Raw genomic sequence first — 26,129 nt, 5'->3', positions numbered from 1 at the left:
AGACAGCGATCAACCCCGGGCCACGCGTGATGACACGCGCCGTTACTTGACCTGCTGGCGGGCGTTGCCACGCGGCGCCGATTTCGTCTTCGCTGCCGACTCAAAGATGGTCAGAACGCGCTCCAGATCGGCGCGTTCGTGTTCGTCGAGCGGCAGCGTGGTGCTGAGCTTTTCGATGTCGCGTGCGGCGTTACGGACCTCCGCGGGCGGCGCGCCGGACAGCATGTCGGGTATTGCATCGATTGCGGAATCGGCGTCAAGGCGCAGCAGCTTGGCTTGCTCGCGAACAACCTCTTTGAATGAAAGGATGCCGCGATCGGACAGCGTGCCGAGCATAGCGCGCGCGAGATTGAAGCCGCGTTCATCAGCTTCGCGGTGCGTACGACGCACAAAGAGCAGCGCGCGCGCACTCGCTTCGATGAGGCCACCCCTTGTCATGCTATGGCGAAGCCGTTCGTTTTCTGCGGCGATCGCTGCGTGACGATCGTCGGCATCGCCGGATTCCTCGGATACGTCGGATCGGCCGTCGTCGCGTTGTGGGGGAAGCCCGGCGAGAGCCTGCAGCCAGGGGGCGCCATAGATGGCTTCGAACAGCTGTTCAACCGCCGCATCACGTATGTCGCGATAGCAATTCAGCGACGCCTCGATCGAGTCCGATGCTGCGCTTTGCATCTGCCAAAACGGATTATCGGCAGGGGCGGCTTTGCGCGACTCTCTCACGTGTTGCGCAGCCTGGGCGACGCTCGATGCGAACGGGTGGCGGTCCGACCAAGACTCGTAGGGAATCCGCAGTGGATGAAATTTGCTCGCGAGATCTGCGCTCCACGGCGTTACGCACATGCGTAGCCACGGTTGTACACAGCTGCGATAGAGGCTGAGATTGAAATTGGACACATAGGCTGCTGTTGCGAAACGACGATCGCTTTCCGCGTTTGGCTGCACGATAGCCCGCACATCATCGATGCTGCGCGGCGAGATCGACAACACGTGATCGCCTTCGACGAGGTCAGCATGCGGCGTCGCTTCGGTCTTCGCCCCCATGTGCGCTTCATACAGGCCGGGCGGCAACATGTCGATGAGATCGATGTTGCACACGAATTCACGATGCTCCTTTCGGCCCGTACTGCTCGACACGAAGATGCCGAGATGGCCGATGTTGTCATGTGTTGCGTAGACGATGGTCTGGTCGTTCCCGAGGAGGTCTTCGTCGTCGCGATACAGGTCAGTAATCCAGCCAAGCGCCTGGGGTGGCGGAGTGATGTTGTCACCGTACGAGCAGAACACGACAATCGGCGAGCGGATGTTGCGCAGGTTGAGACGCACGCCATCCGACATAACGATATCGCCGCTCGCGAGCCGATTGCCGACGAACAGGTTGTCGACGATGTATTGCATCTCTGCGGCGTTGAGGAACACGTGGCCGCCCCAGTATTTTTCGAAGCCTAAATACCGTGGCGCTTCCGTATCGATATTCGCATACAGGTTGTTGTACTTTTGCCAGAGTGTGTTGGCCGGGTTGAGGTTCTCGAAGTTCTGCACGAGCCACGCGCCGTCGAAACGGCCGTTGCCGAGATCGCCCGTTAGCGCGGTCAGCCATGAACCGCCGAGCAAACCTCCGGAATAGCGCATCGGATTCTTGCCGCGCCAGCCTGCCCAATATGAAACGGGCGCGCCCGCGACGATGATCGGCCCGAACAGGTCAGGTCGCATCGCGGCTGTCATCAGTACCTGCCAGCCCGCCTGGCAATTGCCGACTACGGCGGGCTTTCCAGGGCTATCTGGATGCAGCTCGATGACTTTCTCAAGGAACGCCGCTTCGGCATGCATGACATCTTCGACTGTCTGACCGGGTACGGGGTCGGGAAGGAAGCCGACGAAATAGCACGGATGTCCCGCTCGCAACGCGGCGCCGATTTCACTGTCGCGTTTGAAGCCGCCAATGCCCGGCCCGTGTCCCGCGCGGGGGTCGAACACGACGAACGGCCGAAGATGACCCACGTCGTGCGTTTCAGTCGCATTGCGGTCGGGTTGCAGATCGTCAGGCGAAATGATGCGCACGAGGCCGTAGCTGACCGGACGCGGCAAGGTGCGCCCATCCAGGATCAACTCGGCGGCGAAATCGAGCACATTGGGTGTGCGCTCATGCAAGTGCGCCTCGTATTGGTTGCCGCGCTCTCGCATCACGTCGGCGAACAGCACACTGCGCTGCCACGCATCGATTGCGTATTCGGCGCCCGCGTTTTTTCCCGGCGGAAATGCGTAGGGCAAAGCCGTAGTGGGATCACTCTGCGGATCGGATGTCAGGCTCAACTGATGCATACCGCATTAGCCTCCTCAAAGAGTCCGCGCCGGTGCCTCGCGTCTTGTGGCTGAGTTCGCGGAAGGATTACGATTCGGGTATTACTATACTAGGCGTCATGATGACACACAAGTCAGTTTGTAGGGATTCTTGAGATCGTGGAAGAGGTTGATGCGCAAGACTGCTTTTCTCGTGTAACGAGGCCGACAACCATCCCTAGACACGGCGTGCACGAAACCATTTCTTGCCGCCAGTTCCGCCGAAAGATCTACAACGGCTGGTCGCATACGAGCATTGCGACGCACTCCATACACGTGTGGCACTGAAACCGGGCGAACGTGCCGCTGCCTACGCTGCGGTGGCGCGCTCTATCGCGACAGTTCGCGTGCCTATCGTCGCCTGCTGCCGCTCGTGGTGACCGCCCTGATCCTGTTTCTGATCTCGAACACGTACCCGATCGTCGTCATGGAACTCAAGGGATCGCGCATGGAGACCACGCTATGGGGCGCTGTACAGGCACTGTATGCGGATGACATGGCGCTGGTGGCGGTGCTCGTCTTCGCCACGACGATCCTGCTTCCGCTGGCGGAGCTACTCATGATGTGCTACCTGCTCGTGCCGATGGCGCAACACCGCAGACCACCCGGTTTCGATTGCATCGTGCGCGGCATTCGCCAGACGCGGCCGTGGGGCATGATCGAAGTGTTCATGATCGGCGTGCTGGTCACGGTGGTGAAGCTGTCCACCATCGCGCAGGTGCTGCCCGGCGCCGCCCTGTGGACGTTCGGCGCCCTTGTTGTCGTGCTTGCCACCATCCTGTCCTTCGATCCGCGCACATTCCGACCTGAGCCTCCGTTCCTCGCTGCCTTGCTAACGCCATCGGGGGATCAGTGCGAATCGCGCTCTTCTACAGAATAAATCACACGTCATGATGACACGAAGATTATTATTAGATATAGTTTCTCGGTCGATACCAATGACGTAGTTCTGAGTCACTGGACCGCCCCTCAGGAAAGGCGGGCGGTACGGGGACCAACGCACATTTGGCAGATTGGCAATGGCGGCCGGAGTTTTACAACGGCCGCCCCGCAGCGGATCTGAAAGGAAGGCCGAATTGACCCTAAACCCTAAAACCCCAGCCCTCACACTGATCGCGGCCCTACCGCCTGTTCCCCGGCCGAACGGTCTCAGCACGAGGAAGTGCGTCCGGTGCGCACCGTCATTGCCGGTCATCCCGATCTGCGCCGGCGGCGGTATTGACTCGCGAGAGCGCGAGACAGCCGCCAAACAGCGCCAGGCCGAACAGGAGCTTGCCGCCGCAGCGGGCGAACTGAATGAGGACAGCCTACGTGCGTTGGGCGCGTGGCTGGCTTCGTGATCGTTCGCGCACGGTCTGCGGCGTGCGCAACGGTGTTTGCATCGGTGTGCTGGAGAGGATGGAGCCACCCGTTTCAACCGGGCGCTGTGCCACGCGACCCTCCCGGATTTCTGCGGTTGCGCGAAAGCATGGCACAGATGGGCACCAGTCCACGCCTGCACGCTAAACATGCCGACTGATGCAGTCGGCGCAAGCCGGCGCCGGGCGGCGTCGGCTTCCAAGGGGAGTTTGCTATGCCATTGAAAGGTTTTACTGCCATTGTGGGGAGGTTGCACATTTATGCCATGCGTTCCATCGCCTCCCGGGAGATGATCGCATCGCAGTCCGATGCTCAATGGTTTCACGTCTACCGACGTACACCGACTGGCCTGCGATTGGAGCAAAAGAAGAAGGACTTTGATTCCGCACTCGACTATTGCTTGCGTTGCACGTCATTCCATTGACGTGATGGTACCTGTCACTGCGACCAGGGCAGTGGCACGGGTAACACAAAGTCTCCGGACTGATTTCATCACCATCTCCTTGAGATCTCGGATTGCTGGATGGTTGTGCAATTCGTCTTCGCGACTAGTGGGTCATGGCGCAGGTTGCACCGTGCCGGCCTTGGTTCTTGGCTATGTGGACATGATGTTCCTACAATTTGACCGAGGCGGTTCTCTGGGCCGACTCCTTTCAGACATTAGGATGCCGCCGGCTTGCCCGGTGGCTTTTTTATATAACGCGGCTAAAGTTTCGGTGCCGGCGTCCGATGATCTTCGTTCGCTGTGATCCCGCTCCGGCGACTACTCTGGCCGGGCAAGACGTCGTTCTCGCCTGGCCTCTTTTTCCCGTGTATTTGGACGCTTTTCAGCGGGCGCATAAATAACTCAATTAAGAATTTCTTCGCGGGCTGGCTGCGCCGGGGTCCTTAAGCGGGCGTTAATCCCATTCGGGATGCTGGACTCGCTCGGCCACACGCACGATAGCGTGGTTTTTTTCAGTGGACATTCTCCAGGTGCATCGATGGGCCTGCGGTTGCGTTGTTGCGCCGTACCCAGATGACGAGTCGGAAGGTGCCCCGGGCTGTCATACTGAGCTGGCGAAGATAGGCAACTGTCGTGTCGACCAGTACGGCAATGAGTCGTTCTGCCGGCCCGGCAAGGCCAAGGAGGGGCAGTGCTAGGCATGCGCGAGATGGCGAAGCTTCGGCCACCGTGGCACCTGACCGTTCTCAGTCTCAGTTGGCGCTAGCAAATTGCAGTTTCACATATCGGACACATGTCGAAGAACACGGTCGCGGCTGTCGATGTACAACCGCTAATCACACTCAAGCGCTGGCGGGTACGTGAAACAAGCTCCGGCCAACGGTACTTCGTGGGGTACTGCGTGGAAAACAATGAGAACAGGGTGAGTAGCGCGATTCAATCTTTCGACAGTTGTACTGGAGTCGGTGTAACTGCCAGCGGGCGACGCTATTTGCTATTGGGCTCGCCATGCTTCGATGGTGAAGCCAAGCGTACATGGCGGGAGCTGGCCGAACAGCATGGAATTGGCGAGACTAAGGATGTCAGCATGGAATTCATGGCGTCACCTACCCCGTAGAAGCAGCTAAGCCTCTTGGCCGGAACCAAGCGTTCAGGGAAGGCGGGGCAAGCCGCGGGAAGCATTATATGGAGAGGACGTCCGGTGCTTGAGCGGACCAGTCACTCGAACGGCTGCATGATCGCGATCGCAGTGGGCAGCTTATGGCCGATCTCTGCCCTCGGCCTATCCGTGTACGGGCTTCCTTGGGCCAGAGGCCACTTCCGACCCTCTCCGGACCTTGACCCGAGCTCATCTCTACGGCTGCTTTGAGGTGTTGAGCGGCCATCCTCATACGGGTCGGCTCGCGACCGAGGCCCGAGTCGTCATCCTGGAAACTCGACATTCCTGACTTGTTGGACCACTGCCTCCGCGGCGAGGCACAACCGCGATCCTATTGGCACCCGCAACTTGATTCGGCCCGGTGGCCTGCACTGGGCGACTGCTGGGAGCGGCATGGTTCACGAGAAAGTACCGGCCGAATTCGGGAAGACGCCGCATTCGTTCGAATGCACGGGTGGGGTTTAAATGCGAATTGTATAAGGCAATTATTAGATCAGTGCGCTCTAATTTTTGGATCAGTGCGAGCTAATTATGGTGGCACGAATAACCATAATTATTTCGCGTATTTCGTCGTTAAAGCATCGTACCCCGTAGGCTCGCGGATTGCGTTCCGTCGGGAGCGCAAACGCTTTCGACCTAAATTTCTCAATGCGAACCAATCTACCCGTAACACAGCGAGAGTATGACTTTCCGCGTGACGCCACGCTCATGTCGACCACCGACACGCAAAGCCACATCACCTACGCCAATGCGGCGTTTATCCAAGTCAGCGGATTTGAAATCGACGAGATCCTCGGGCACCCACACAATCTCGTGCGGCATCCGGACATGCCCCCGCAAGCATTTGCGGACATGTGGTCGACCCTCAAAGCGGGCCTTTCGTGGACCGCTCTGGTAAAAAACCGGCGCAAGAACGGTGACCACTATTGGGTGCGGGCGAACGCCGCCCCGATCATTCGCAATGGTCAATTGACAGGCTACCTGTCAGTTCGGACAAAGCCAGAGCGCTACGAGATCGAAGCCACTGAGCGCCTCTATCGTGACTTCCGCGAGGGTCAGGTAGGCCAGAAGAAATTTCACCAGGGCCTGATTGTACGTACTGGATTGCTCGCGTGGACCTCGTTGGTGCAGACCATGCCGGTTCGGTGGCGCATCCGCTCGGCGCTACTTGTGTCATTCGCGCTGGCAGTGCTGTTGGGCTTCCTGTTCGGGCTGCATGACGCGATGCTCTGCGGCTTCGCCGCAACGGGCGCGGCACTCTCTCTGCTCACGTCGTTCTGGCTCGAAGCGCAGATTTCCCGCCCGCTTCAGGCCGTGCTCAAACAGGCCCTCTCCGTGGCAGCGGGCCAACCCAGCGAAAACATACACCTGAACCGCGTCGACGAAATCGGGATGATCCTGCGCGCAATTAATCAGTCTGGCCTCAACCTGCGGTCACTCGTCGACGATGTGAGCGAACAGCTTGGCGGACTCAAGCAGTCCAGCCACGACATCGCGGCGGGCAACAGTGATCTGAATGATCGCAGTGTGCAATCTGCGGCGAGTCTCGAGCAGACGGCGGCTTCGATGGAACAGATGACTGCCACTGTCAGGAATAACGCCGATACCGCGCTGCAGGCGAGCAAGCTCGCGGGTTTGACAAGAGAGGCGGTATCGGAAGGTGATACGGCAGTCGGCAAGGTCGTTGAAACCATGGACGAGATAACTGATGCCAGCAGAAAAATCGGCGCGATCATCAGCGTCATCGAAGGCATCGCGTTCCAGACGAACATCCTCGCCCTGAATGCAGCGGTCGAGGCAGCACGGGCCGGGGAACAGGGGCGTGGCTTCGCGGTCGTGGCCGGAGAAGTGCGAACGCTTGCGCAGCGCAGCTCCGCGGCAGCCAAAGAAATCACGGTCCTGATCAACGACAGCGTTGACAAAACCGCCGTCGGCAGTGGGCTTGTGAGCAAGGCCCGAGACTCAATGTGCAACATCTTGAGCCAGGTCACAAGGGTAAACGACCTCATCAACGAGATCAGTTTGGCGACCAGGGAGCAGTCGGAGGGGATCGGGCAGGTCAACGTTGCCGTGACGCAGCTCGACCGGATGACGCAGCAGAATGCCGGGCTGGCTCATGAATCTGCGGAAGCCGCCGACAGCCTTGAAGTCCGAACGCACAAGTTGAGCGAAGCGGTCGCCGTATACCGGAGCTAACGCGAGCCTCTCGACCGCCACTTCTGAATACCGCAGCTACATCCAAGATGAAGAGAGCGACTGGAGCAATCAACCAGTTGCCCAGCGCTATCGGTGCCGAAGGACAGCTCTCCCGTCACACGACCAGACGTTCGCCGACAGATCGGGAGAGACCGTTGATGGCCGGTCTTCGCCTTCGGTCTATTCGCGCACGGGAGCCCTGGCGCCAGAGGCAACTACCGACCTTGAGAAGCTATTCACGATCGTGAAAAGCGGACACACGACGGTCTGAGTGAGCTACCGCTAGCGCTTCCCGTTTAGCGCGCGGCTCCTTTATGAACTGGTACGTGATACCACCGAACACCGTTACGTAGAGCGGCACTCCGGCCAAAACCGGTCTCCAACCAGCTCCGTGGCGAATTGATATAGCGAGAGCGAGAAGCACCATCGCGACGCCACCCGAATAGGCCACAACGGCACGCTTATATAAACGCCAGCGGGCAAGATCGGTTTCTTGTGACATATCGGTTCGTTGCCGTTCACGGTGCACGCTCGGACCCAGGGAGCGGCAACACCGCCAGCGCGGCACGTGCGCGTCGCAGCGTGCGGATCCGCCCGATCGCCCAGGCCAGATACGCCGCCATGATAACTACGCCCACCATAGCCTGCGGCTGCGGCCATCCAGAGACTGCAAAGGTCGCCATCATTAGTGGCAAGACAGCACTGATGATGATCTCCTCGGTGGCGCTGTCGCAGACAATTTCGCCATTCGCGTGATCGCGCCAGCCGACTAGCGTCTGCCAATTGCCGGCCTCTTTAAGGTATGCCGTGATTGTCATGCCTGCTTCAATGCGCGGTCTGCCAGGCACGACGACGGAATATTCTGTGTGCCCGGCCACGGTGAAGTTGAAGAGTGTGGCCAAGCGGCGATTCTGCGACGTACGAACCAGGCCGGACACGCTGTCGAAGTGAACAGTTTCAAGTGGCATACATACGGGCGCTGTGTGCTTGAACCGCTCACGCGGCCTTTCCTTTTCCTTGATGTTTCAACCGATTGTGGACGATTCACGCCGGTATGTCGAACGACCGGTTATGGCGTGCGCCGTGCTAAGGCGGCGCTTTTCCAGTGGGTGAAAGCCCCACCCGGCAACCGCTCCAGCCGGAAGCAACCTATAAGGACGATGCGGCGACCTACCGTCACCGCGCCACATCTCTATTCTACCGATCTCTGCCTTCGGCCTATCCGCGTACGGGCTTCTTTCTGCCAGAGGCGACTTCCAACCCGTTAGAGACAATCGCGGCGACGAGGTGGTGTGACTGCTTTGAGACAATCAAGCATGGCCAGGGTTGCGATTTCCAAGTCTTTTATCGAAACTGACGCGGATCATATTTGCGGTACCCACTGAGAGCTCTGGGCAGTGACAGGGAGTCAGGGCATTTCGGGTAGACGCTAGTTTTCGGCACAAGAGCGTCTGATCGATGCGGCATGCGCCCGTCTTCAATCATTCAATGACTACTATAACGAGCAAATCAAAACGGTTCAGAATCGATATGGGCAAAGGCATAGCCGCTCTCTTCATTCTTTTGTCGAAACAGCTTTGCGCGGAGCCGGTGACAAAGGTCCCTCTTAAAACTGATGCAAAATTGGTGATTGCAAAACTCTACCCGGACAAGAAGGTGGCGAGTATTGCCGCCGGCGACCTGAACGGGGATGGAATTCCAGATATTGCTTACGTAGTTCAAGATGGCATGGGTTTTGCGCTTGTCGGCGTGCTTCGAGGCCAAGGGGATGGGACGCCAGTTCCTTGGGGAAAGTCGAAGAATATAACCGCCTTCACGACAGTGGAGGTCGACATCAGGCGGCGGTCGCTCTTCATGGGGTCCCCTTGATTTCCGTGCAATTTACCGGGGTAGCCACCCCTAGCACCAATGCGGGTTTCCGGGAGGTGCCCGGGCAAAATTCCCAAACAATCAACAACTTGCTGTCTACCATTTTTTGCGCAGACCGAGTTGCTTGATGCTGCACTTTTGTGCTCCGCACGTTGCGCCGCCATCGCATTGCCGTTAACCTCCGCAGTCCGTCTCACGCTTGGGGAGCGCGATGGATCATTGGCGGTTGGCCTATCTCGGGATGCGGCAGATGCCGCGCGAGCTCAGCGAGTTCGAACTCGCCACGTTCTTCTCTTACTCTCCGAAGGAACGGGCGCTGATCGAGTCCCGCCGCAGTCATCTGTACCGCCTTGCCGTCGCTGTCCATATCGGCTTCATCCGCATGACGGGACGTACCCTGGATGCCTGCAAGCAGGTGCCCCGATTCCTCTGGGCCCATGTCGGTGCGCAGATCGGGGTGACACCGCCGGACATGGGCACGCTGACTGCGCTCTATGACGGGCGCATTGATACGCTGGTGGACCATCAGATGTTGGCGTACGAGGCGCTCGGGTTCAGTCCGGTCGCCGAGCATCAGCGCCGCTACCTGACACGCTGGCTCAAGGAGCGGTTGGCGGGACAGCCCAGCCGCACCGAGTTGCTGCACGAGCTGAAGCGCTGGCTGTACGAACATCGCGTCCTGATTCCTCATGACCGCGCTCTGAAGCGATTGATCAGTCAGGCTGTCATCGACTTCGAGACAGCTCTGAACGATGAACTGGTGCGCGCCTATGGCGAAGCGACGCTGGACAGGTGGGGCACGTTGCTGGCGCGGCCGGAAGGCGACCGCCCCAGCCTGCAGCAATGGCTCTGGGCCGTGCCGCTACGGACCTCGACCCATCAGATGGGGGAGTTGTTCGACAAGATCGAACGCCTGTACAAGCTGGGGATTCACCACCGGTGGCCATCGGTGTGCAACGAGGCGGTGGTGCGCCACTATGCCAGACGTTGTGCCAATCGGCCGGCCTCGGTCAGCAAGCGCATCTCGCAGCCATCGCGTCAGTTGGAGGCTGCTTGCTTTCTCCGCTACGCCCTGTGCACGGCAACTGATCAACTGGCGTCGATGCTGCGACATTGGATTCGCAAGTCCGTCAATGATACGGGGCGCCTGATCGACGCGGGCCGCCCCGACCCCGGCACGCGGATGCGCGAGTTCGCGACCGCCGTCAAAGCGTTGGCCGAAGATGCGTCCCTGACCCGGGAGGCGCTTTGCCAGCAGTTGGCTGCCTTGGCTGACGCCGCGCTGACACAGCAGCGTCCTAGCCGTGCCGGGCTGATCCGTGCCCAGCTCCTGTCCAGGCATCGGCAGGCCCGTGCGTTGCTCGCCAAACTGGTGCGGTTGCCCTTCACATCGCAGTCGGCACACCCGGTGATCGAGGCGCTCGCAGTCTTGCAGAATCTCTATTCCCGCAACGCCGACTGGCTCCCCGATCGCACCAGCATCGGTCTCGGGCGAGCCTGGCAGGCTGCGCTGGAAGGTCAGGATCGCCAAAAGGCTCTGGCAGCCCTCGAATGGGGCACCCTGTTCGGCTTGCGGGTGGCGTTGCGCAACGGCTCGGTCTTCCTCGAGCACAGCTTTGCTTTCCGCAGCCGGGCGACGTTGCTGATCGCGAAAGAGGAATGGCAGGCCAAGCGCAATCACTTCTATGGCCACCTGAAGCTGCCACAGGACGCCAAGGTCTTTCTGGAGCCCGTGATCGCGCAATTGGACGCAGGCCTGGCTCGGTTGCGGGATGCCGTCGTGCGCGGTGAAGTCAAGATCGACGACGCGATTCATATCGACCCTCTGGTGGCAAAGGCCCCTGTTGCCTCGGCGGAGGCCCTGCGGCGTGCCTTGTTCGAACGGCACCCTGGCGGGCAGCTGCCCGAGATCCTGCTGGAAATCGATAGCAGCACGCACTTCAGTTGGCTCCTGTTGGGCCGGGAACCCTATTCGCGCACGGAGTTGCTGCTGGTCTACGCAGCGGTGCTGGCGCACGGCACCTCGATGTCGGCGGCGGATCTGGCACGCATGGTGCCGGAGTTGTCGCCCAGTGCGATCCGGCAGATGATGCACCGCATCGCGGATGAGCGAAAACTGCGGGAAGCCGCCGATACCGTGCTGACTTTCATGCATCAGCATCCGATCGCCCAGCACTGGGGGCGCGCCGATCTGGCTTCGTCGGACATGATGTCGCTGGAGACGTCGCGCACAGTGTGGCGGGCACGGGCCGATCCGCGTCGCCGCACGCCATCGGTTGGCATGTACACCCACGTCCGCGATAGGTGGGGGATCTTCCATGATCAGCCGATCCTGCTCAATGAACGGCAGGCCGGTGCGGCCATCGAGGGGGTGATCCGGCAGAACGGCGGCGAAGACGTGGCGCAACTGGCTGTCGATACGCACGGGTACACCGATTTCGCGATGAGCCAGTCCCGTCTGCTGGGATTTGACCTGTGTCCGCGGCTTGCGCACCTGCGTGACCGGCATCTCCACGTCCCCAGGCTTCATGACGTGCCGGCAGAACTCGTTGCTGTCATCGACGACGATGTCCGGCTGAACCTCATTGAGCGGTCCTGGGATGAACTGGTCCGCATTGCCGCTTCGGTCCAAAGCGGCCAGTGCACGGCCGTCCAGGCGCTGACACGATTCAGCGCAGCCGCACGCGGGCAACCTGTCTATGAAGCCGGTGTCCATCTTGGACGGCTGTTTCGCACGATCTTCCTGGTCGACTACTTCACCATCCCCGTCTTCCGCCATGAAATGCAGCATGCGCTGAACCGCGGCGAAGCCGTCCACGTGGTCCAGCGGGCCATCCATCACGGCAAGATCCCGGCCGAACTGACGCGACACGATGCCTCGCTCGCAGCAGTTTCCTCGTCCCTGTCGTTGCTGGCCAATGCCCTGATGGCGTGGAACACGATGCACATGCAAAAGGCGCTGGATGCCATTGAGGCGGTCGGTGGCGAACCGATGCGTGCCGAAGACCTGCGTCAGATCGGCCCCACCTATCTCGACGGCATCAACCTTCGGGGCACTTTCGAATTTCCCATTGCCCGCTACGCCCACCGGCTCCTGCCAAGTGCGTCGTATTTGCGGGAGCAGGCGCCCCAGCGCAACCAAGCCGGCTAGCCACCGAACACCCACCGTCAGTATGCCGGAGCTTCATTGTGCCGCTCACGCGCCCATTGCAGTGGCTCGGATTCGAACAGGACTGAATGTTGAAATGCAGGCCATCAGCACCCCGCAAGTGTCAGAGCTGCCGCTTCGTCACCCGGTATGAAGCCTCAATCAGCAACTACCCGATAGTCTCTGCCTGACACCATTCCGCCGGTCGGCTTAACGTCGGGTCGAAGGCAAAGCGCGCACAGATGGTCCCTCCTGTGTAATCCGCTGTCGCAGGACACTGCGCTCGCCTATTGGCGCTGACGGCAGCCGAATCTGCCAGGCGTCGAGCAATCCCTCGAAGCTGATTGGTGCATGTGTTGAGCTTGGTGGACACGAAGTTGCGTCGGCCGCTGGTGGGCCGCTTCGCTTTCGGACGTACTGCGCGTCTGCGGTTGACTTCCCGACGGTGTCGGCGCTGCGTCGGATTCGGCCGGTCCTCGATAGAGTCTTGACGGCCCGGGTGTACTCACTGGTGCTCAGCAAGCCCTGGCCCACGATTTCGCGCCGCCCCAACGCGAGCCCGGGCTCGAGCGCAGTAAGCAGAATGTCAGAAACCTCTCTCGTGGACCGCTGTGATTCCAGGGGCCCGTGGCAGTCCTCCGGGAAGCTCTCCAGAATCGGCGGCGGGTAATCGATCGGCAAGGCCGGCTTGAGCTCGCCACGCTGATAGATCCGGAAGACTCCGGCTAGGCGAGCCTGGCCATGGCCGTCGATGCCGCTCACAAAGAAGTAGGACTTGCTGCGCCACGTGACGCATGCGTGGACCAAATGCTCAAGTTGGCATGTCGCATCGTCCCGGCAGAGTCGAACTGCCTGCAGCCCGTATTCCTCCGTGCTCCAGCCAGTGGGGTTACCGCCCTCCTGGAGAATGTCGTTGTCTCGCCTGGCCATAACGTCGCCCCTTGTTCTGACGGGTTTTTCGAACGCAGCGAATCTGGCGATGCACCAAGGCGCGAGTTGCTCGCGTTGGTGGGCAATAGCGTCGCGCCGTGCGGCGCACCCCTCAATCGGGGGATACCCGGGTGCGTGGAAGACCCCATCGGTATGGTGGTGGACGGGGGCGAAATTCCGGGAGGCTCAAACAAACCGCGCACGGTGGCAGTGCTGTGCTGGGATTCATGCGGATAGGGCGAGTCGCCCGCTCTTTGTGGAAATGCTCTGCCGCTGGTTCTGCGTTACTCAGGCTTACTCAGGCTGCGTCAGGCGACAAGGATGGTTCGCCATACCGAGCAAGGTAGTGCCAAACCTTTTTAAGATCCTGCGGGTCATACGCTCCGGTACAGGCAGCCTTACCAATGCAAGCGGGGTCGAGGCAACCGTCGCGTGCAATCTTTAGGCCCAAGTCAACATACTTCTTGCCTCGATACTCGGGATACTGCCTCAATGTTTCGACGGGCAGCCGGAACCCCGGGTGCCATTCGATGGCGCACGGGAGCCGGTGCGCCTGCACTTCAATCTCTGTGCCCTGATAGCAAGGGTCAAGGACCAGCGCTTCCACATCCTCGGACAACCGAATAGGGCCATGTATATGCGCCTCGATGTAATCGTCCAGTGGGTCATTGGCATCGTTTAGCGCCCGTGCAACAAGCCCCATTTTTGCCGAGACGCCAAAGTGCGTGGGTTCGAAGACGCTATCTGGATAGCAGAACGTACATCGTTCCAACGCCTCGGACCGAAGCCGAAAGTGTGCTGAACCAAAGCGAGACGCTCCTCCTATCGCCCGCCTCTTGTAGTTTAATGCCCCATACTTCGGCCGCTCTTCCGGCGGCATCTGATCGTAGGCGCCACCAAAAATCCGGCTCTCCCAAGCCCAACGATCGCCACCTACGTAGGCTGTCAGTCCTCCGTTGCTGGTGCCCGTTTCAAATTGAGATCGATATACGCGCTCCACGGTCAGCGCATGAAGAATGGGCACCCCTCCATAACTCCGATCAGGATGGAAATTGAGTGTCACCGACATATCCGGAGCCAGAGGCAACCCCGAGCTACGCGCGGCGACGTGAGCAATGGCTCGTTTCTGTGGTGATTCGGAGTGTGGCGACCAACTCGACATTGCATCTCCAACAACTGAAAGCATCGGTCTAACGGAGACTTGATTTCGCTCGCCCAGCACGCAACGCCCACCGAAACGATCCAGCCAAGGTTTTGTTTCAGACAAGCACGAAACAATCCAGCGCGGCCACGCCGGTTAGCCAGAGCGCTCGTCCAAGTCGAGGCCTGAATTCTGTCATCGCGCATCAAGGTGGTCCATTCTGAGTAAACGCAGGGTGCTTCAAAATGCACAACGAGTGCATTTTGAAGCACCCTTGCCCGCCGAGTCGAGTCCTGCTCGCCGAATAGCGTCAACGCCTTGCATATTAGCGATAGGGACGACCAGCAACTCCGCGATCGCGCACGAATGCCCCTTGAAAACCAACAACAGATTGCCTATTTTAATTTCGCTCAGGCAGTCGCGATGTTGCGCGCTGCGTGTTTCTGTTTGTTTGCCGGCGGCTTGGCAGGCGGGTGGGAGCGCGTATGCCCGTTCGCCTCCTTGCTGCGAAGGAGGATACGACCATGAGTGATCTCTTTTTCGGAACCGACCTGTTCAGTGAGTTCGACCGGCTGCAGCGGCAGATGGCGAGCGTGTTCGGCGGCTTTCCGTCCAGTATCCGCTCCAGCCGCTTCGGAGCGTTCCCGGCCCTCAACATCGGCACCACGGACGATTCGATCGAAATCGTCGCGTTCGCACCTGGGATCAAGCAAGACAAGCTCGAGGTGTCGATCGATAAGGGCTTGCTGACGATCAGCGGCGAGCGCGACGCGGCTCAGTCGGTGGATGACCCAGAGGTACGGCCATATGCGCAGGAGCGCTTCGTCGGCGCCTTCCGGCGGGTCGTCGAATTGCCGCAGAATGCCGACCCCGACAAGGTCCAGGCGCGCTACGTCAATGGCTGCCTGTCGATCAGTGTCGGCAAGCGAGAATCGTCGAAGCCTCGCGCGATCACCGTCCAGTAACCTGAGGAGAGAGCCATGAGCGAAACTACCCAAATGGTTGAGCGCGACCAGGGCGCAGTGGCACAGCGCGAGGAAGACAGGCCCGCGGCGAGAATCACGCTGCTGCCAGCGGTCGATATCTTCGAGGACAGCAACGGTGTCACCCTCTGGGCCGACCTTCCTGGCGTCACCAAAGACAATCTCAACGTGAACGTCCATGATGGCAACCTCCAAATCGAGGCGCAAGCCGTGGTGCCGATGCCGGCGAACCTGCGTGTGCAGCACGCGGAAGTCCGCGAGCCGCACTTTGCCAGAGCGTTCGCATTGAGCCCGGAGTTCGATACGTCGAAGATTGACGCGCAATTGACGGATGGCGTGCTGAAGCTCACGATCCCGCGTCGCGATGAAGCCAGGCCACGTCGCATTGCCGTGACGACTGGCTAACGAGTCGCCCCGTATGGGGCGCGCCCTGGAAATGCATGGTGGCGGTCAGTCGGGCGCCACCATGCCCTCCGGAATGGGCCGGCGACTGACGGACGCGCTCGTGACGGCGAGCTTTGCGGTGTCTCGGACGCTGGGTCGGGCTTTCCGGCTAACCGAAGGTCGTTGGCATCAAGTCGTCGTTAGGAGGACAAGATGAAAACAGATCTGGGTAAATGGAACCCCTTCAAGTTCCTACGCAAATCGACCGAGGACAGGCAACCGACGGGGGAGTCGTCGAACGTTCCCGCGCCAAGGCACTGGACACCGGACTGGCCCGATGTTTCGCGGCTGTTTTCAAGCGATCCCTGGCGCGCGATGGGCGAGCTCCTGCATGAGCCCCTCTCGGGCTTCGGGGGGCTGGATCGATGGTTCGGCGACTTCAGCTCGTCGCGCTTCCAACCGCGCATCGATGTGGTCGATGATGGCTCGGCGCTGAGGATTACGGCGGAGTTGCCCGGCATGGATCGCGAGGATCTGCAGACCACCATCGAAGATGGCGCCCTGGTGTTGCGGGGTGAGAAAAAGCAGGACACGCGGAGCGAGGAAAACGGCTGCTACCGCCTGGAGCGGGCGTACGGTGCATTTATGCGCAGTATCCCGCTGCCGGACGGCGTTGACCTCGATCACGTCGATGCGAGATTCGAGCGAGGCGTGTTGACGCTGCGCCTACCCAAGAGTGGTTCTTCGCACTCAGCGGTGCGGAAAATCGAGGTGAAGTGAGCGCAGGATTGCGAGCTGTGTGAGGAGCGTGGACTCGTACAAGCCTGCTACGCTGAGCCGGGATGCTCACGCTTGTAATGCAACGTCGCGCCCCCGAGGCCCTTTCTGGCATTTGCGACGCTTGGGGAGCGCGCGTTGCTGGCACGCAAACCAGATGCGATTTCAGGTGCAACACTGAGTTCTTGAAATCGCCGGGCTGACCGCTATGTTGGCCGCAAACACTTCCGAGATGGAGGCTTCGATGGAGTTCAATTCAGAGTGGGTGACACTAGGCAGGCATCGGGTGCGGCTCCTTTGCACGCGGGGCTTTCCGACCGAGCGGACACGGCGAGTGGCGGAGTTGGCCACCCTCGCGATTGAGAACAACCTCAGCGCGCGGGCTCGGTTGGTGGACGTCACAGAGCAAGGCAATGCTTACGTCATCAGCATCGGTACGACGTTCGAAAAGGACAAGGAGGCCGCTACCCACCTAGAACTGGCGCTGGCTACGATGTTTGGCCTGCCTCCCAAGCAGATCGAGATTGATGTTGTCGTCGTCAGTCAAACGGAGGTGGATACACACTTTGGCGTGTACGAGCGGATGCTGGCAGAGAAACTCGGCACCGTGCCGCCCATTCAGTGAAGCACCGGGATCATGTTCGGGGCCAATGACGCTTGTGCTGCCGGGCGCTGCGTAGAGACTTTCATGCAGGGCGCCTGGGCTCGTTAGTCCAACCCGCTCATGAACGCAGTGATGGGATAAGGAGCAAGGTTATGAACATCCGTCCACTACATGATCGCATCATCGTCAAACGCCTGGACGCAGAACACAAAACGGCCAGCGGTATCGTCATCCCCGATGCCGCCGCCGAAAAGCCCGACCAGGGCGAAATCCTCGCCATTGGGCCCGGCAAGCGACTGGGCGATGGTCGTGTCAGCGCCCCGAGCGTCAAGATCGGCGAGCGCGTTCTGTTTGGCAAGTATGCGGGCACCACCGTCAAGCTCGAAGGCGAGGAGGTGCTGGTCATGCGTGACGAAGACATTCTGTGCGTTGTCGAATAGAGAAAGGAACAGAAGGCTAGCGACTTGCGAGGAGTTTCATCATGGCAGCCAAGGAGATCCAGTTTCAGGAGTCCGCGCGCCGCCGGATCGTGGCGGGTGTCAACCTGCTGGCCAACGCGGTCAAGGTCACGCTCGGTCCCAAGGGGCGCAACGTGGTCCTCGAGCGATCGTTCGGGGCCCCGCTAATCACCAAGGACGGCGTGTCGGTCGCCAAGGAAATCGAGCTGCGCGATAAGTTCGAGAACATGGGGGCCCAGTTGGTCAAAGAGGTCGCGGCCAAGACTTCCGACGTGGCTGGAGACGGCACCACGACTGCCACCGTGCTGGCCCAGGCGATGGTTCAAGAGGGCATGAAGGATGTGGTGGCAGGTCTGAACCCGATCGATCTGAAGCGCGGCATGGACCTGGCCGTGGGCGCGGTCGTCGAGGCGTTGCGCAAGCTGAGCCGGCCCTGCACCACAAGCAAGGAGATCAGCCAGATCGGAGCGATCTCCGCCAATGCCGATGAGGCGATTGGCAAGATCATCGCTGACGCGATGGCCAAAGTCGGCAAGGACGGGGCCATCACGATCGAAGACGGAAAGTCTCTGGAGAGCGAGCTGGAGGTGGTCGAAGGCATGCAGTTCGATCGCGGTTATCTGGCCTCGTACTTCATCAACCAGCCCGAGAAACAATCCGTCATGCTTGAGGAGCCGTATATCCTGGTGCATGACAAGAAGATATCGGCGATTCACGATCTGCTGCCGGTGCTCGAGGCCGTGGCCAAGACCGGCAAGCCGTTGCTCGTCGTGGCCGAAGACGTGGAAGGCGAGGCCCTTGCGACCCTGGTCGTCAACTCTCTGCGCGGCACTTTCAAGGCCGCCGCGGTGAAGGCACCGGGCTTCGGCGACCGGCGCAAGGCCATGCTGGAGGACATTGCCATCCTGACAGGCGGCACGCTGATTGAGGAACAGACGGGCAAGCAGCTCAAGAACGTTGTGCTGGAGGATCTGGGGCAAGCCAGGCGCGTCGAAATTGAGAAGGAGAACACGACCCTCGTCGGCGGCGCGGGCGATCACGCGGCAGTCGACGCCCGCATCAAGGCCATCCGGCGGCAGATCAACGAGACCACCAGCGACTACGACAAGGAGAAGTTGCAGGAGCGGGTCGCCAAGCTGGCCGGTGGCGTGGCGGTGATCCGGGTTGGCGCCGCCACCGAGGTCGAGATGAAGGAGAGGAAGGCGCGCGTCGAGGACGCCCTCCACGCCACGCGGGCTGCCGTGGAGGAAGGCATCGTGGCGGGCGGCGGCGTCGCGTTGCTGCGCGCCCGCGCCCAGCTTGCGCCGCTTTACGGCGCCAACGCCGACCAGGAAGCCGGCATCCGAATCGTGCTGCGTGCCCTGGAGGAGCCGCTGCGGCAGATCGCCGCCAACGCCGGCGAGGAAGCGTCGGTAGTGCTGAGTCGGGTGCTCGAACATGATGGCAACTTCGGCTGGAATGCGGCCAGCGGCGAATACGGCGACTTGTTTGAGATGGGTGTGATTGACCCGACCAAGGTGACCCGCACCGCACTGCAGAATGCGGCATCGGTCGCCGGGCTGATTCTGACCACGGACGCGACCGTGGCAGAGATGCCGAAAGACCACGGCAAAGCCGCTGCGGTGTCACCGGAGCTGGAGTATTGACGGGGCACACAAGGCGAGCAGCCAGTCGCAGACGGTTTTCGCGTTTCAGGGAGTTTCCAACCAGGACAGCGCCAGGCGCTTTGACATCATGAGCAAGATCATCGGGATTGACCTCGGCACCACGAACTCGTGTGTGGCGCTGATGGAAGGCAACCAGGTCAAAGTGATCGAGAACTCCGAAGGCTCGCGCACGACCCCGTCGATCGTCGCCTATGTGAACGACGGCGAAATCCTCGTCGGTGCGCCCGCCAAGCGGCAGGCCGTCACGAATCCCAAGAACACACTGTTTGCCGTCAAGCGGCTGATTGGCCGCCGCTACGAGGAAAAGGAAGTGCAGAAGGACATTGGCCTGATGCCCTTCACGATCTTGAAGGCCGGTAACGGCGATGCATGGGTCGAAGCACAAGGCCAAAAGCTCGCTCCGCCACAAGTCTCGGCTGAGGTGCTACGCAAGATGAAGAAGACCGCCGAAGACTATCTTGGCGAAGCTGTCACCGAAGCTGTCATCACGGTGCCCGCCTACTTCAACGACAGCCAGCGCCAGGCGACGAAGGACGCCGGGCGTATCGCCGGGCTGGATGTCAAGCGGATCATCAACGAGCCGACTGCGGCGGCGCTCGCGTTCGGCCTGGACAAGAAGGAAAGCCGCGACCGAAAGATTGCCGTGTTCGACCTCGGCGGTGGCACCTTTGACATCTCCATCATCGAGATCGCCGACCTGCAAGGCGAGAAGCAGTTCGAAGTGCTGTCGACGAACGGCGATACCTTCCTTGGCGGGGAAGACTTCGACCAGCGCGTCATCGACTACATCATCACCGAGTTCAAGAAGGACCAGGGGGTCGACTTGTCGCGCGACGTGCTGGCGTTGCAACGTCTCAAGGAAGCCGCGGAGAAGGCCAAGATCGAGCTCTCGTCGAGCCTGCAGACCGAAATCAGCCTGCCGTATATCACCGCCGACGCCAGCGGACCGCGACACTTGAACCTGAAACTCACCCGTGCCAAGCTCGAAGCCCTGGTCGAAGACCTGATCGAGCGCACGATGGAGCCGTGCCGCGTCGCCATCAAGGACGCCGGTGTGTCAGTAGAAAAGATCGACGACGTGATACTGGTGGGTGGCATGACCCGCATGCCCAGGGTGCAGGACAGGGTCAAAGCATTCTTCGGCCATGAGCCGCGCAAGGACGTCAACCCCGACGAGGCGGTGGCGGTGGGTGCGGCGATCCAGGGTGCGGTGCTCGCCGGTGAGCGCAAGGACGTCTTGCTGCTTGACGTTACCCCGCTGTCGCTGGGCATCGAAACCCTGGGCGGCGTAATGAGCAAGATGATCACCAAGAACACCACCATCCCCACCAAGTTCTCCCAGATCTTCTCCACGGCCGACGACAATCAGCCGGCGGTGACCATCAAGGTCTACCAGGGCGAGCGCGAGATTGTTTCGGGCAACAAGATGCTGGGTGAGTTCAGCCTGGAGGGCATTGCACCGGCGCCGCGAGGCGTGCCGCAGATCGAGGTGACGTTTGATATCGACGCCAACGGCATTCTGCACGTCTCGGCAAAGGACAAGGCCACCGGCAAAGAGAACCGGATCACCATCAAGGCCAACTCCGGACTCTCTGAAGGCGAGATCCAGCGCATGGTGCAGGACGCCGAGGCCCACGCTGACGAAGACCGGCGGCAAAGAGAGTTGGTCGATGCGCGCAATAGCGGTGACGCCTTGGTGCATAGCACGCGTAAGGCGCTGGCCGAATACGGCGAGAAGCTGGATGCCGGCGAGAAGGCGAAGATCGAGTCGGCTATCAAGGATCTCGAGGCCGCGCTGAAGACCTCGGACAAGGCAGAAATGGATGCCAAGGCGCAGGCCCTGAACGCGGCCTCGCTAGCACTCGGCGAAAGAATCTACGCGAACGTGCAAGCCGAAGGTGGCACCGGTTCGGAGCACTCGACGAGTGCACAGGATACTGGTAGCGAGAAGAAACAAGACGATGTGACGGATGTCGAGTTCAAAGATGCAAACTCCAAGTGATCAACCAGCCGACGCCTCACTCGTACAGAACCTCTGGGTGCCATAGGCCAGGATTGACCCTGCCTTGCCCCAGGCGCACATAATTGGAGGCAATGTCATGCGCACTTTCAAGACCGTTTCGCGGTGTGCGAGCGCCAGCCAGATTCGCGAGATTCTCGGCCCAACTGACGACGAGGTGATCGCACGTATTCTCGAGATCGAACCGACCATCGAGGACGTGCAACGTGCCTACCGTGGGTTGCGGCCGGACGATCCCTCTCGCAGCTTTGAATCCATCTTGGAAGGAAAGGCGGAAGAGGTATTCGAAGTACTTAACGACGAGCTTCCTGATTTCGATTCGTCAGGCCATCCTCCTCGATAGCGGGATTGTCATACCCCGTTGGTTGTGGGCAGTTGGTCGCGGCCTTTATCAGCCTTTCCTGCGTAGATACGCCGGCAAACTGACCGTCCACCAGCAGATAAAAACTCGAAGGCGGTTCAGTCTCGCGCTTGGCGTTCTGATCGAGCAGAGTGGCGGTGTAGCGCACGACCTCTTGCCAGTCCCGGCTGACGAGGATGTCGTGTGCGCTCTGATGCGCGCTATCGGGGCGGTAGGTGATCAGCGTGTAGGTTAGCGTGTTCATGGCTCTATGATCCTCTTCGCCCTGGTTCAGCATGCATGGCGTATCGAGGAGGCCGATGCGCGTTGGCGCGTCGCAGACGCGCCTATTCAGCACCATACGGTCACTGCAGATGCATCGCGTTGGTGAATGTGCTTTGCGTCCGCGTATTCGCGTGTTGCGAGAACAGCCAGCGCGCCCGCCCTCGGCAATCGCAGAAGTAAAGTAATCCGAAGTGCGTCCCCTTTCGCTTCAATCTTGGCGCCGCCGATTGACTCGGTCCTTGGGCGAGGTGTCAGCAACGGACGGAGGGATCCGACCTAGTACTCTTCCCACGCCGGCCATAAACGCGGTCGAGGACCTGGCGGCTTTCCTGAATCGCCTTTGAGGTATTCGCCATTACGTCGGCAGCTTCGCGACGCAGCCTCAGTACCTGCGGATTGGTCACATCTTTGGAGTTGCACGCACAGTAGATCGGCGTACAGCTCATTGTCTGTCTCCTCCGGCACCTACGTCTCGCCATAGTGGGCTACATGGAGGAACGCGCCACCACGTTTTGCGCGAAGTACGCTCCACCTGAGGATCAATGCCCCATTGACGAGGGTGTCCCACGATAGGTCTGTAGACTCATCCATACGGTGATGGGCACTCGTCAGCAGTGTGGTCGAGTTCAATCGTAGGACAAGCCAGCGTACTTCAGCTAGTGGCCCACGTAGCCGATTTGAGAGAAGGCAGCAAATGACGACAACACGAGTCACGACCAAAGAAGGCCATGCGTCTTCTCAAGGCCGCCTGCGTTGGACTTGTAGAGCTCGCATCAGGGTGGCAAAGTAAATACACGGCTGATCTGCGGCCGCGGAACAGCATAGAGGGAGCGTAGTGCCAACGCGCCCATACCCCGGGCTGGCTCACACGAAGCAGTCCGAGATTCGCATAAGCCCCACAGAATGGGAGGGCGTCCTACATCGCCCCCGGCAAATCCCACATACAACTGAGACATGCCACCAAGAAGGAATGTGCATGTCGACAGCTTGTGCTATTCACCAACGACAATCATTGGGCCGTCGAATCAGATGGCGAACGAGTTGTTTATGAATCTCGTGGAGCCGCGATCTCTGCAGGCGTCCACAAGGTAATTGAAGAGAGCGCCTCCCTGAGGATCTGCGAGCGCGAAGCGGATGCAAGCGCTCCGATAGATCTTCCCGACGTGGGGCTGCCACATGAGGAATAGCCGATTGCACCAATGGAGAACCGCGATGTCCGGTGATATCCACGTTGTCCCTCACGGCGGTGAGTGGGCCATTGCGATCGAAGGTACAGGGGCCCGTACCTTATATGAATCACGCGAGGCAGCTATTGCCATCGCCACCCAGTTAGCACAGCAAACGATGGTGCAACTTCTGGTTCATGAGCCCGACGGTCAGATAAGTGAGCAGAGGGCACCCATAAGGCAGAGGGGATAAACGAAAGTACCGAAGGCTTTCGCGTTCCCCCATTCGCCGCGACCATGACGCCGCGGCATCTTTTTACTCTCGACATGCTCGCCCCGAGTACCCAAAAAAAGCCGCCGAGGATCAGTGTGCCCCGGCGGCGTTCACGTGGAATCAATCCCGGGGAGTCGGAATCGATTCACCTGCAGTCTAGAACTGATTACCTTCACAAACAAAGATCATATCTGGCGCATGCGAAAAAGCCCCCCTTGATTGCCCCCGAGAAAAAGGGATCGACAGCAATCATTTGGCTGTTGCATCAACTAGATCACTCTGGGATCGCACGCGACCGGCACGAGAAATGCGCGTTCAGAATGAGACCGTTCGACTTGTCCGGCATGGGCATGTAGTTGCAGCGACCCCGACCGTTTTCGCGTAAGTGCCTGCGCAGTCGCCGCGCCTCTGCGGAGCAAGGTAGATCCTTTCGCAAACTTCTTTCGCACCGTGAACATGGTCGAACCAATTTGCGTCGGTTGGCCCATTTCCTAAAATGTTGAATGGAAGCAGCCAGTTAGGCTGCATCTGAAGGAAAGGAGGGCGCTATGGAACTCCATATGCATTCTCACCACTTCGCCCGGCGAATGCCGGACTGGCGTGCCGCGGCAATCGCGGGATTCGCAGCCGGAGTGGTCTTTCTGGTCGTCGAACTGGTCGCGCTGTGGCTGATGGGTGAAAACCCATGGGAACCCACCCGGATGGTCGCCGCTATTGTCATGGGTCGCGACGTCCTGTCGCAGTCCGTGCCTGGCGTTGGTGTCATTTTGACGGCACTGGTAGTTCACTTCGTGCTGGCCATTGTGTTTGGGCTGATCATGGCAGTGATCATTGCGCCATTCAGCTTCGATTCGAGCTTCGGCATGGCATCGCTGGCCGGTGCCGTGTTCGGCGCCGTCGTGTACTTGATCGACTTCTATGGCATGACACGGTTCTTCCCATGGTTTGCCGAGGCTCGCGGAAGTCTGAGCTTTCTAGCGCATATCGTATTTGGCCTGGTGGCCGCCGATGCCTACCGGCAGATCGAGAGAAAGGACGCTGGCGTTAGCCGGAAGGAGATCAAGGGATGACGTGGGGCGCTGCGATATGGGCGACTGATATCGCGGCAACTGCTGCCAAAGCTGCGGATTGCTGGTCAGCCGTCCCATCAAACCGAGCGCAGGCCTGGAATCTCGGTGCCGGAGGTCGAAGTTTCGCACTTCGGCGATGGACGGCCGTTCGACCCCGCTATCGATTCCAGTTCAGCCTGAGGGGTCGCGTCGGGTGAGCACGCCGCAGGGTGGCTCCGTCGGGCAGGTCGCAACGAGCGGCGACCGCGCGTTTGCGCTTGGATGCCGTTCCCGCGTCCATGCTTGGTCTACTCACATGGCGAAGGAAGAATACGTCTCGTCACTCAGTTGAAAATGATCCTCCTCTGCAACGGAGCGCGCTAGGAATCGAGTACTGGCGAGCTTCCTGCTTCGTACACAGTGGGTGGTTTGCAGCTGCTCATCGCTCTAAGGAGAGGACACCATGTTCCGAAATCCATTGCTGTCGTCGTCCACCGAGGTCCAGCGCCGTGAGCAGGGAAATTCGGGAAAGCAGTGTGAGGCCAGCCTCATCCATGAGCGTGCGCCGCTGACGGATTTTCGGTATGGTAGCCATTGCGGTGTGGAACGAGGCGCGGACGTGGCGGATTATCTTCAGACCGGGCTGTCGAGCGCGAACACTTTATCGCACCCCTATCACGTGCGGTTCGGCGGCAAACAGCCCGACGGGGTGGAACGTTACAGCATGTACGGCATGGGCCCAAGCCGCAGAGATCGGGCGCCGGAATATGAGGGACTGCCCGCGCCTGGACCGGCGGCCCTGGGGCAGCATGCTGGGGACGCATTCAGCAGCGCGGTGTCACCGCGGTCCGACACACAGCTTGTTGCTGTGATCGAAGAGCGCTTCGCACAGACCGTTGATCCTGGTACCGTGAGTGTCGAGGCACATGAAGGCGTCGTGACATTGCGAGGCACAGTACATGACGCCGCAACTCGCGAGGTTCTGGAAACAGAAGCTCGCGCCTGTCCCGGCATCAAGGCCGTTCACAGCGAGTTGTCAACACGAACCGGGTTGAAAGATCAGGCCTAGCGCAGTTGGGTAGCGTAGCACTTCCCTCCTGACCGTCCTGATACACGGCAACGACAAGACTGCCTGTCGCCTTGAAATTTGGCTATCCGTTTAGTATTTTATTTTTCGCTCAGGCAGTCGCGATGTTGCGCTCTGCGTGTTTCTGTTTGTTTGCCAGCGGCTCGGCAGGTGGATGGGAGCGCGTATGCCCCTTCGCCTCCTTGCTGCATCGACGGAGGATAACGACCATGAGTGATCTCTTCTTTGGAACCGACCTCTTCAGCGAACTCGAACGCATGCGACGGCAGATGGCGAGTTTGTTTGGCGGCTTCCTGTCCAGCCATTGCACCAATCGCATCGGGGCCTGCGGCGAGTAGAAGCTGGACGCGCGAAGCGAAGAGAGTGTCTGTTATCGCCTAGTATGTTCATGTGCAGCCATCCGGACGCGACAGTACGCCACGTACATTACCTCGGGGGCACATCCCAAGGG

At 60.0% G+C, this 26,129-nt stretch carries 19 protein-coding genes and 2 pseudogenes; 17 read left to right on the top strand and 4 right to left on the bottom strand.

Features of this window, described 5'->3' with window-relative positions:
* Positions 1-42 precede the first annotated feature (42 nt).
* Positions 43-2,319 (bottom strand): DUF3141 domain-containing protein, encoded by a 2,277-nt coding sequence (locus tag B552_RS0104835; RefSeq protein WP_019447884.1) that lies wholly within the window; start codon positions 2,317-2,319, stop codon positions 43-45.
* 224 nt (positions 2,320-2,543) lie between these two features.
* Here B552_RS0104835 and B552_RS27170 point away from each other — a divergent pair.
* The 3 genes and pseudogenes from B552_RS27170 (at position 2,544) to B552_RS0104820 (ending at position 7,496) form a co-directional block, all read left to right on the top strand.
* A pseudogene (locus tag B552_RS27170) lies at positions 2,544-3,217 on the top strand (paraquat-inducible protein A).
* Positions 3,218-5,576: 2,359 nt separating this feature from the next.
* Positions 5,577-5,747 (top strand): annotated as a pseudogene (locus tag B552_RS28755) (pirin family protein); the annotation flags it as partial.
* Positions 5,748-5,948: 201 nt separating this feature from the next.
* Positions 5,949-7,496 carry a PAS domain-containing methyl-accepting chemotaxis protein gene (locus tag B552_RS0104820; RefSeq protein WP_019447881.1) on the top strand — a complete coding sequence of 516 codons (1,548 nt, stop codon included), beginning with the start codon at positions 5,949-5,951 and terminating at the stop codon, positions 7,494-7,496.
* A gap of 518 nt (positions 7,497-8,014) precedes the next feature.
* On the opposite strand, the gene B552_RS28070 is transcribed toward B552_RS0104820, so the two are convergent.
* Positions 8,015-8,398, bottom strand: a complete 384-nt coding sequence (locus B552_RS28070; RefSeq protein WP_162137611.1) for a hypothetical protein — start codon at positions 8,396-8,398, stop codon at positions 8,015-8,017.
* A gap of 586 nt (positions 8,399-8,984) precedes the next feature.
* On the opposite strand from B552_RS28070, the gene B552_RS0104810 reads away from it, so the two are divergent.
* Both B552_RS0104810 and B552_RS27160 read left to right on the top strand, forming a co-directional pair.
* Positions 8,985-9,365, top strand: coding sequence for an FG-GAP repeat protein (locus B552_RS0104810; protein WP_157160182.1), 381 nt, complete (start codon positions 8,985-8,987; stop codon positions 9,363-9,365).
* Between the two features lie 211 nt (positions 9,366-9,576).
* Positions 9,577-12,516, top strand: a complete 2,940-nt coding sequence (locus B552_RS27160; RefSeq protein ID WP_051003529.1) for a Tn3 family transposase — start codon at positions 9,577-9,579, stop codon at positions 12,514-12,516.
* A gap of 1,225 nt (positions 12,517-13,741) precedes the next feature.
* On the opposite strand, the gene B552_RS0104795 is transcribed toward B552_RS27160, so the two are convergent.
* Positions 13,742-14,512, bottom strand: coding sequence for a DUF3626 domain-containing protein (locus tag B552_RS0104795; protein WP_237718167.1), 771 nt, complete (start codon positions 14,510-14,512; stop codon positions 13,742-13,744).
* Positions 14,513-15,108: 596 nt separating this feature from the next.
* Here B552_RS0104795 and B552_RS0104790 point away from each other — a divergent pair.
* From B552_RS0104790 to B552_RS28660, 8 genes are all read left to right on the top strand, one after another.
* A complete protein-coding gene (locus tag B552_RS0104790; RefSeq protein WP_019447875.1) occupies positions 15,109-15,549 on the top strand; it encodes an Hsp20/alpha crystallin family protein in 441 nt (146 codons plus the stop codon).
* Between the two features lie 15 nt (positions 15,550-15,564).
* The gene (locus tag B552_RS0104785; protein WP_026035338.1) at positions 15,565-15,972 is read left to right on the top strand and encodes an Hsp20/alpha crystallin family protein; all 408 of its coding nucleotides are present in this window, start codon (positions 15,565-15,567) and stop codon (positions 15,970-15,972) included.
* Positions 15,973-16,164: 192 nt separating this feature from the next.
* Entirely contained in the window at positions 16,165-16,731 is a 567-nt protein-coding gene (locus tag B552_RS0104780) for an Hsp20/alpha crystallin family protein (protein WP_019447873.1), read from the top strand.
* Between the two features lie 241 nt (positions 16,732-16,972).
* Positions 16,973-17,353, top strand: coding sequence for a hypothetical protein (locus B552_RS0104775; protein WP_026035337.1), 381 nt, complete (start codon positions 16,973-16,975; stop codon positions 17,351-17,353).
* Between the two features lie 131 nt (positions 17,354-17,484).
* Positions 17,485-17,772 carry a co-chaperone GroES gene (locus B552_RS0104770; RefSeq protein ID WP_019447871.1) on the top strand — a complete coding sequence of 96 codons (288 nt, stop codon included), beginning with the start codon at positions 17,485-17,487 and terminating at the stop codon, positions 17,770-17,772.
* 41 nt (positions 17,773-17,813) lie between these two features.
* Positions 17,814-19,436 carry a chaperonin GroEL gene (gene groL, locus B552_RS0104765; protein WP_019447870.1) on the top strand — a complete coding sequence of 541 codons (1,623 nt, stop codon included), beginning with the start codon at positions 17,814-17,816 and terminating at the stop codon, positions 19,434-19,436.
* 88 nt (positions 19,437-19,524) lie between these two features.
* Positions 19,525-21,459: a molecular chaperone DnaK gene (gene dnaK, locus B552_RS0104760; protein ID WP_019447869.1), complete on the top strand. Its 1,935-nt coding sequence runs from the start codon at positions 19,525-19,527 to the stop codon at positions 21,457-21,459.
* A 97-nt stretch (positions 21,460-21,556) separates the two neighbouring features.
* The gene (locus B552_RS28660; RefSeq protein ID WP_085958756.1) at positions 21,557-21,820 is read left to right on the top strand and encodes a hypothetical protein; all 264 of its coding nucleotides are present in this window, start codon (positions 21,557-21,559) and stop codon (positions 21,818-21,820) included.
* On the opposite strand, the gene B552_RS0104755 is transcribed toward B552_RS28660, so the two are convergent.
* Positions 21,771-22,082 carry a hypothetical protein gene (locus B552_RS0104755; protein ID WP_157160181.1) on the bottom strand — a complete coding sequence of 104 codons (312 nt, stop codon included), beginning with the start codon at positions 22,080-22,082 and terminating at the stop codon, positions 21,771-21,773. The two genes, B552_RS28660 and B552_RS0104755, sit on opposite strands and share 50 nt — an antisense overlap.
* 1,196 nt (positions 22,083-23,278) lie before the next feature.
* On the opposite strand from B552_RS0104755, the gene B552_RS0104750 reads away from it, so the two are divergent.
* The 4 genes from B552_RS0104750 to B552_RS29345 all read left to right on the top strand — a co-directional run bounded on the left by B552_RS0104750 (position 23,279) and on the right by B552_RS29345 (position 26,016).
* Complete coding sequence (locus B552_RS0104750) at positions 23,279-23,521, top strand: DUF2188 domain-containing protein (protein ID WP_348599297.1); 243 nt, start codon at positions 23,279-23,281, stop codon at positions 23,519-23,521.
* Positions 23,522-24,090: 569 nt separating this feature from the next.
* A complete protein-coding gene (locus B552_RS0104745; protein ID WP_026035336.1) occupies positions 24,091-24,612 on the top strand; it encodes a hypothetical protein in 522 nt (173 codons plus the stop codon).
* Positions 24,613-25,054: 442 nt separating this feature from the next.
* A complete protein-coding gene (locus tag B552_RS0104740) occupies positions 25,055-25,660 on the top strand; it encodes a BON domain-containing protein (protein ID WP_019447865.1) in 606 nt (201 codons plus the stop codon).
* A 227-nt stretch (positions 25,661-25,887) separates the two neighbouring features.
* Positions 25,888-26,016: a hypothetical protein gene (locus B552_RS29345; RefSeq protein WP_019447864.1), complete on the top strand. Its 129-nt coding sequence runs from the start codon at positions 25,888-25,890 to the stop codon at positions 26,014-26,016.
* The last annotated feature ends 113 nt before the right edge of the window (positions 26,017-26,129 follow it).

It is taken from the genome of Cupriavidus sp. BIS7 (genome assembly GCF_000292345.1).
Classification (GTDB): domain Bacteria; phylum Pseudomonadota; class Gammaproteobacteria; order Burkholderiales; family Burkholderiaceae; genus Cupriavidus.
This window is presented reverse-complemented; position numbering and strand designations above follow the sequence as displayed.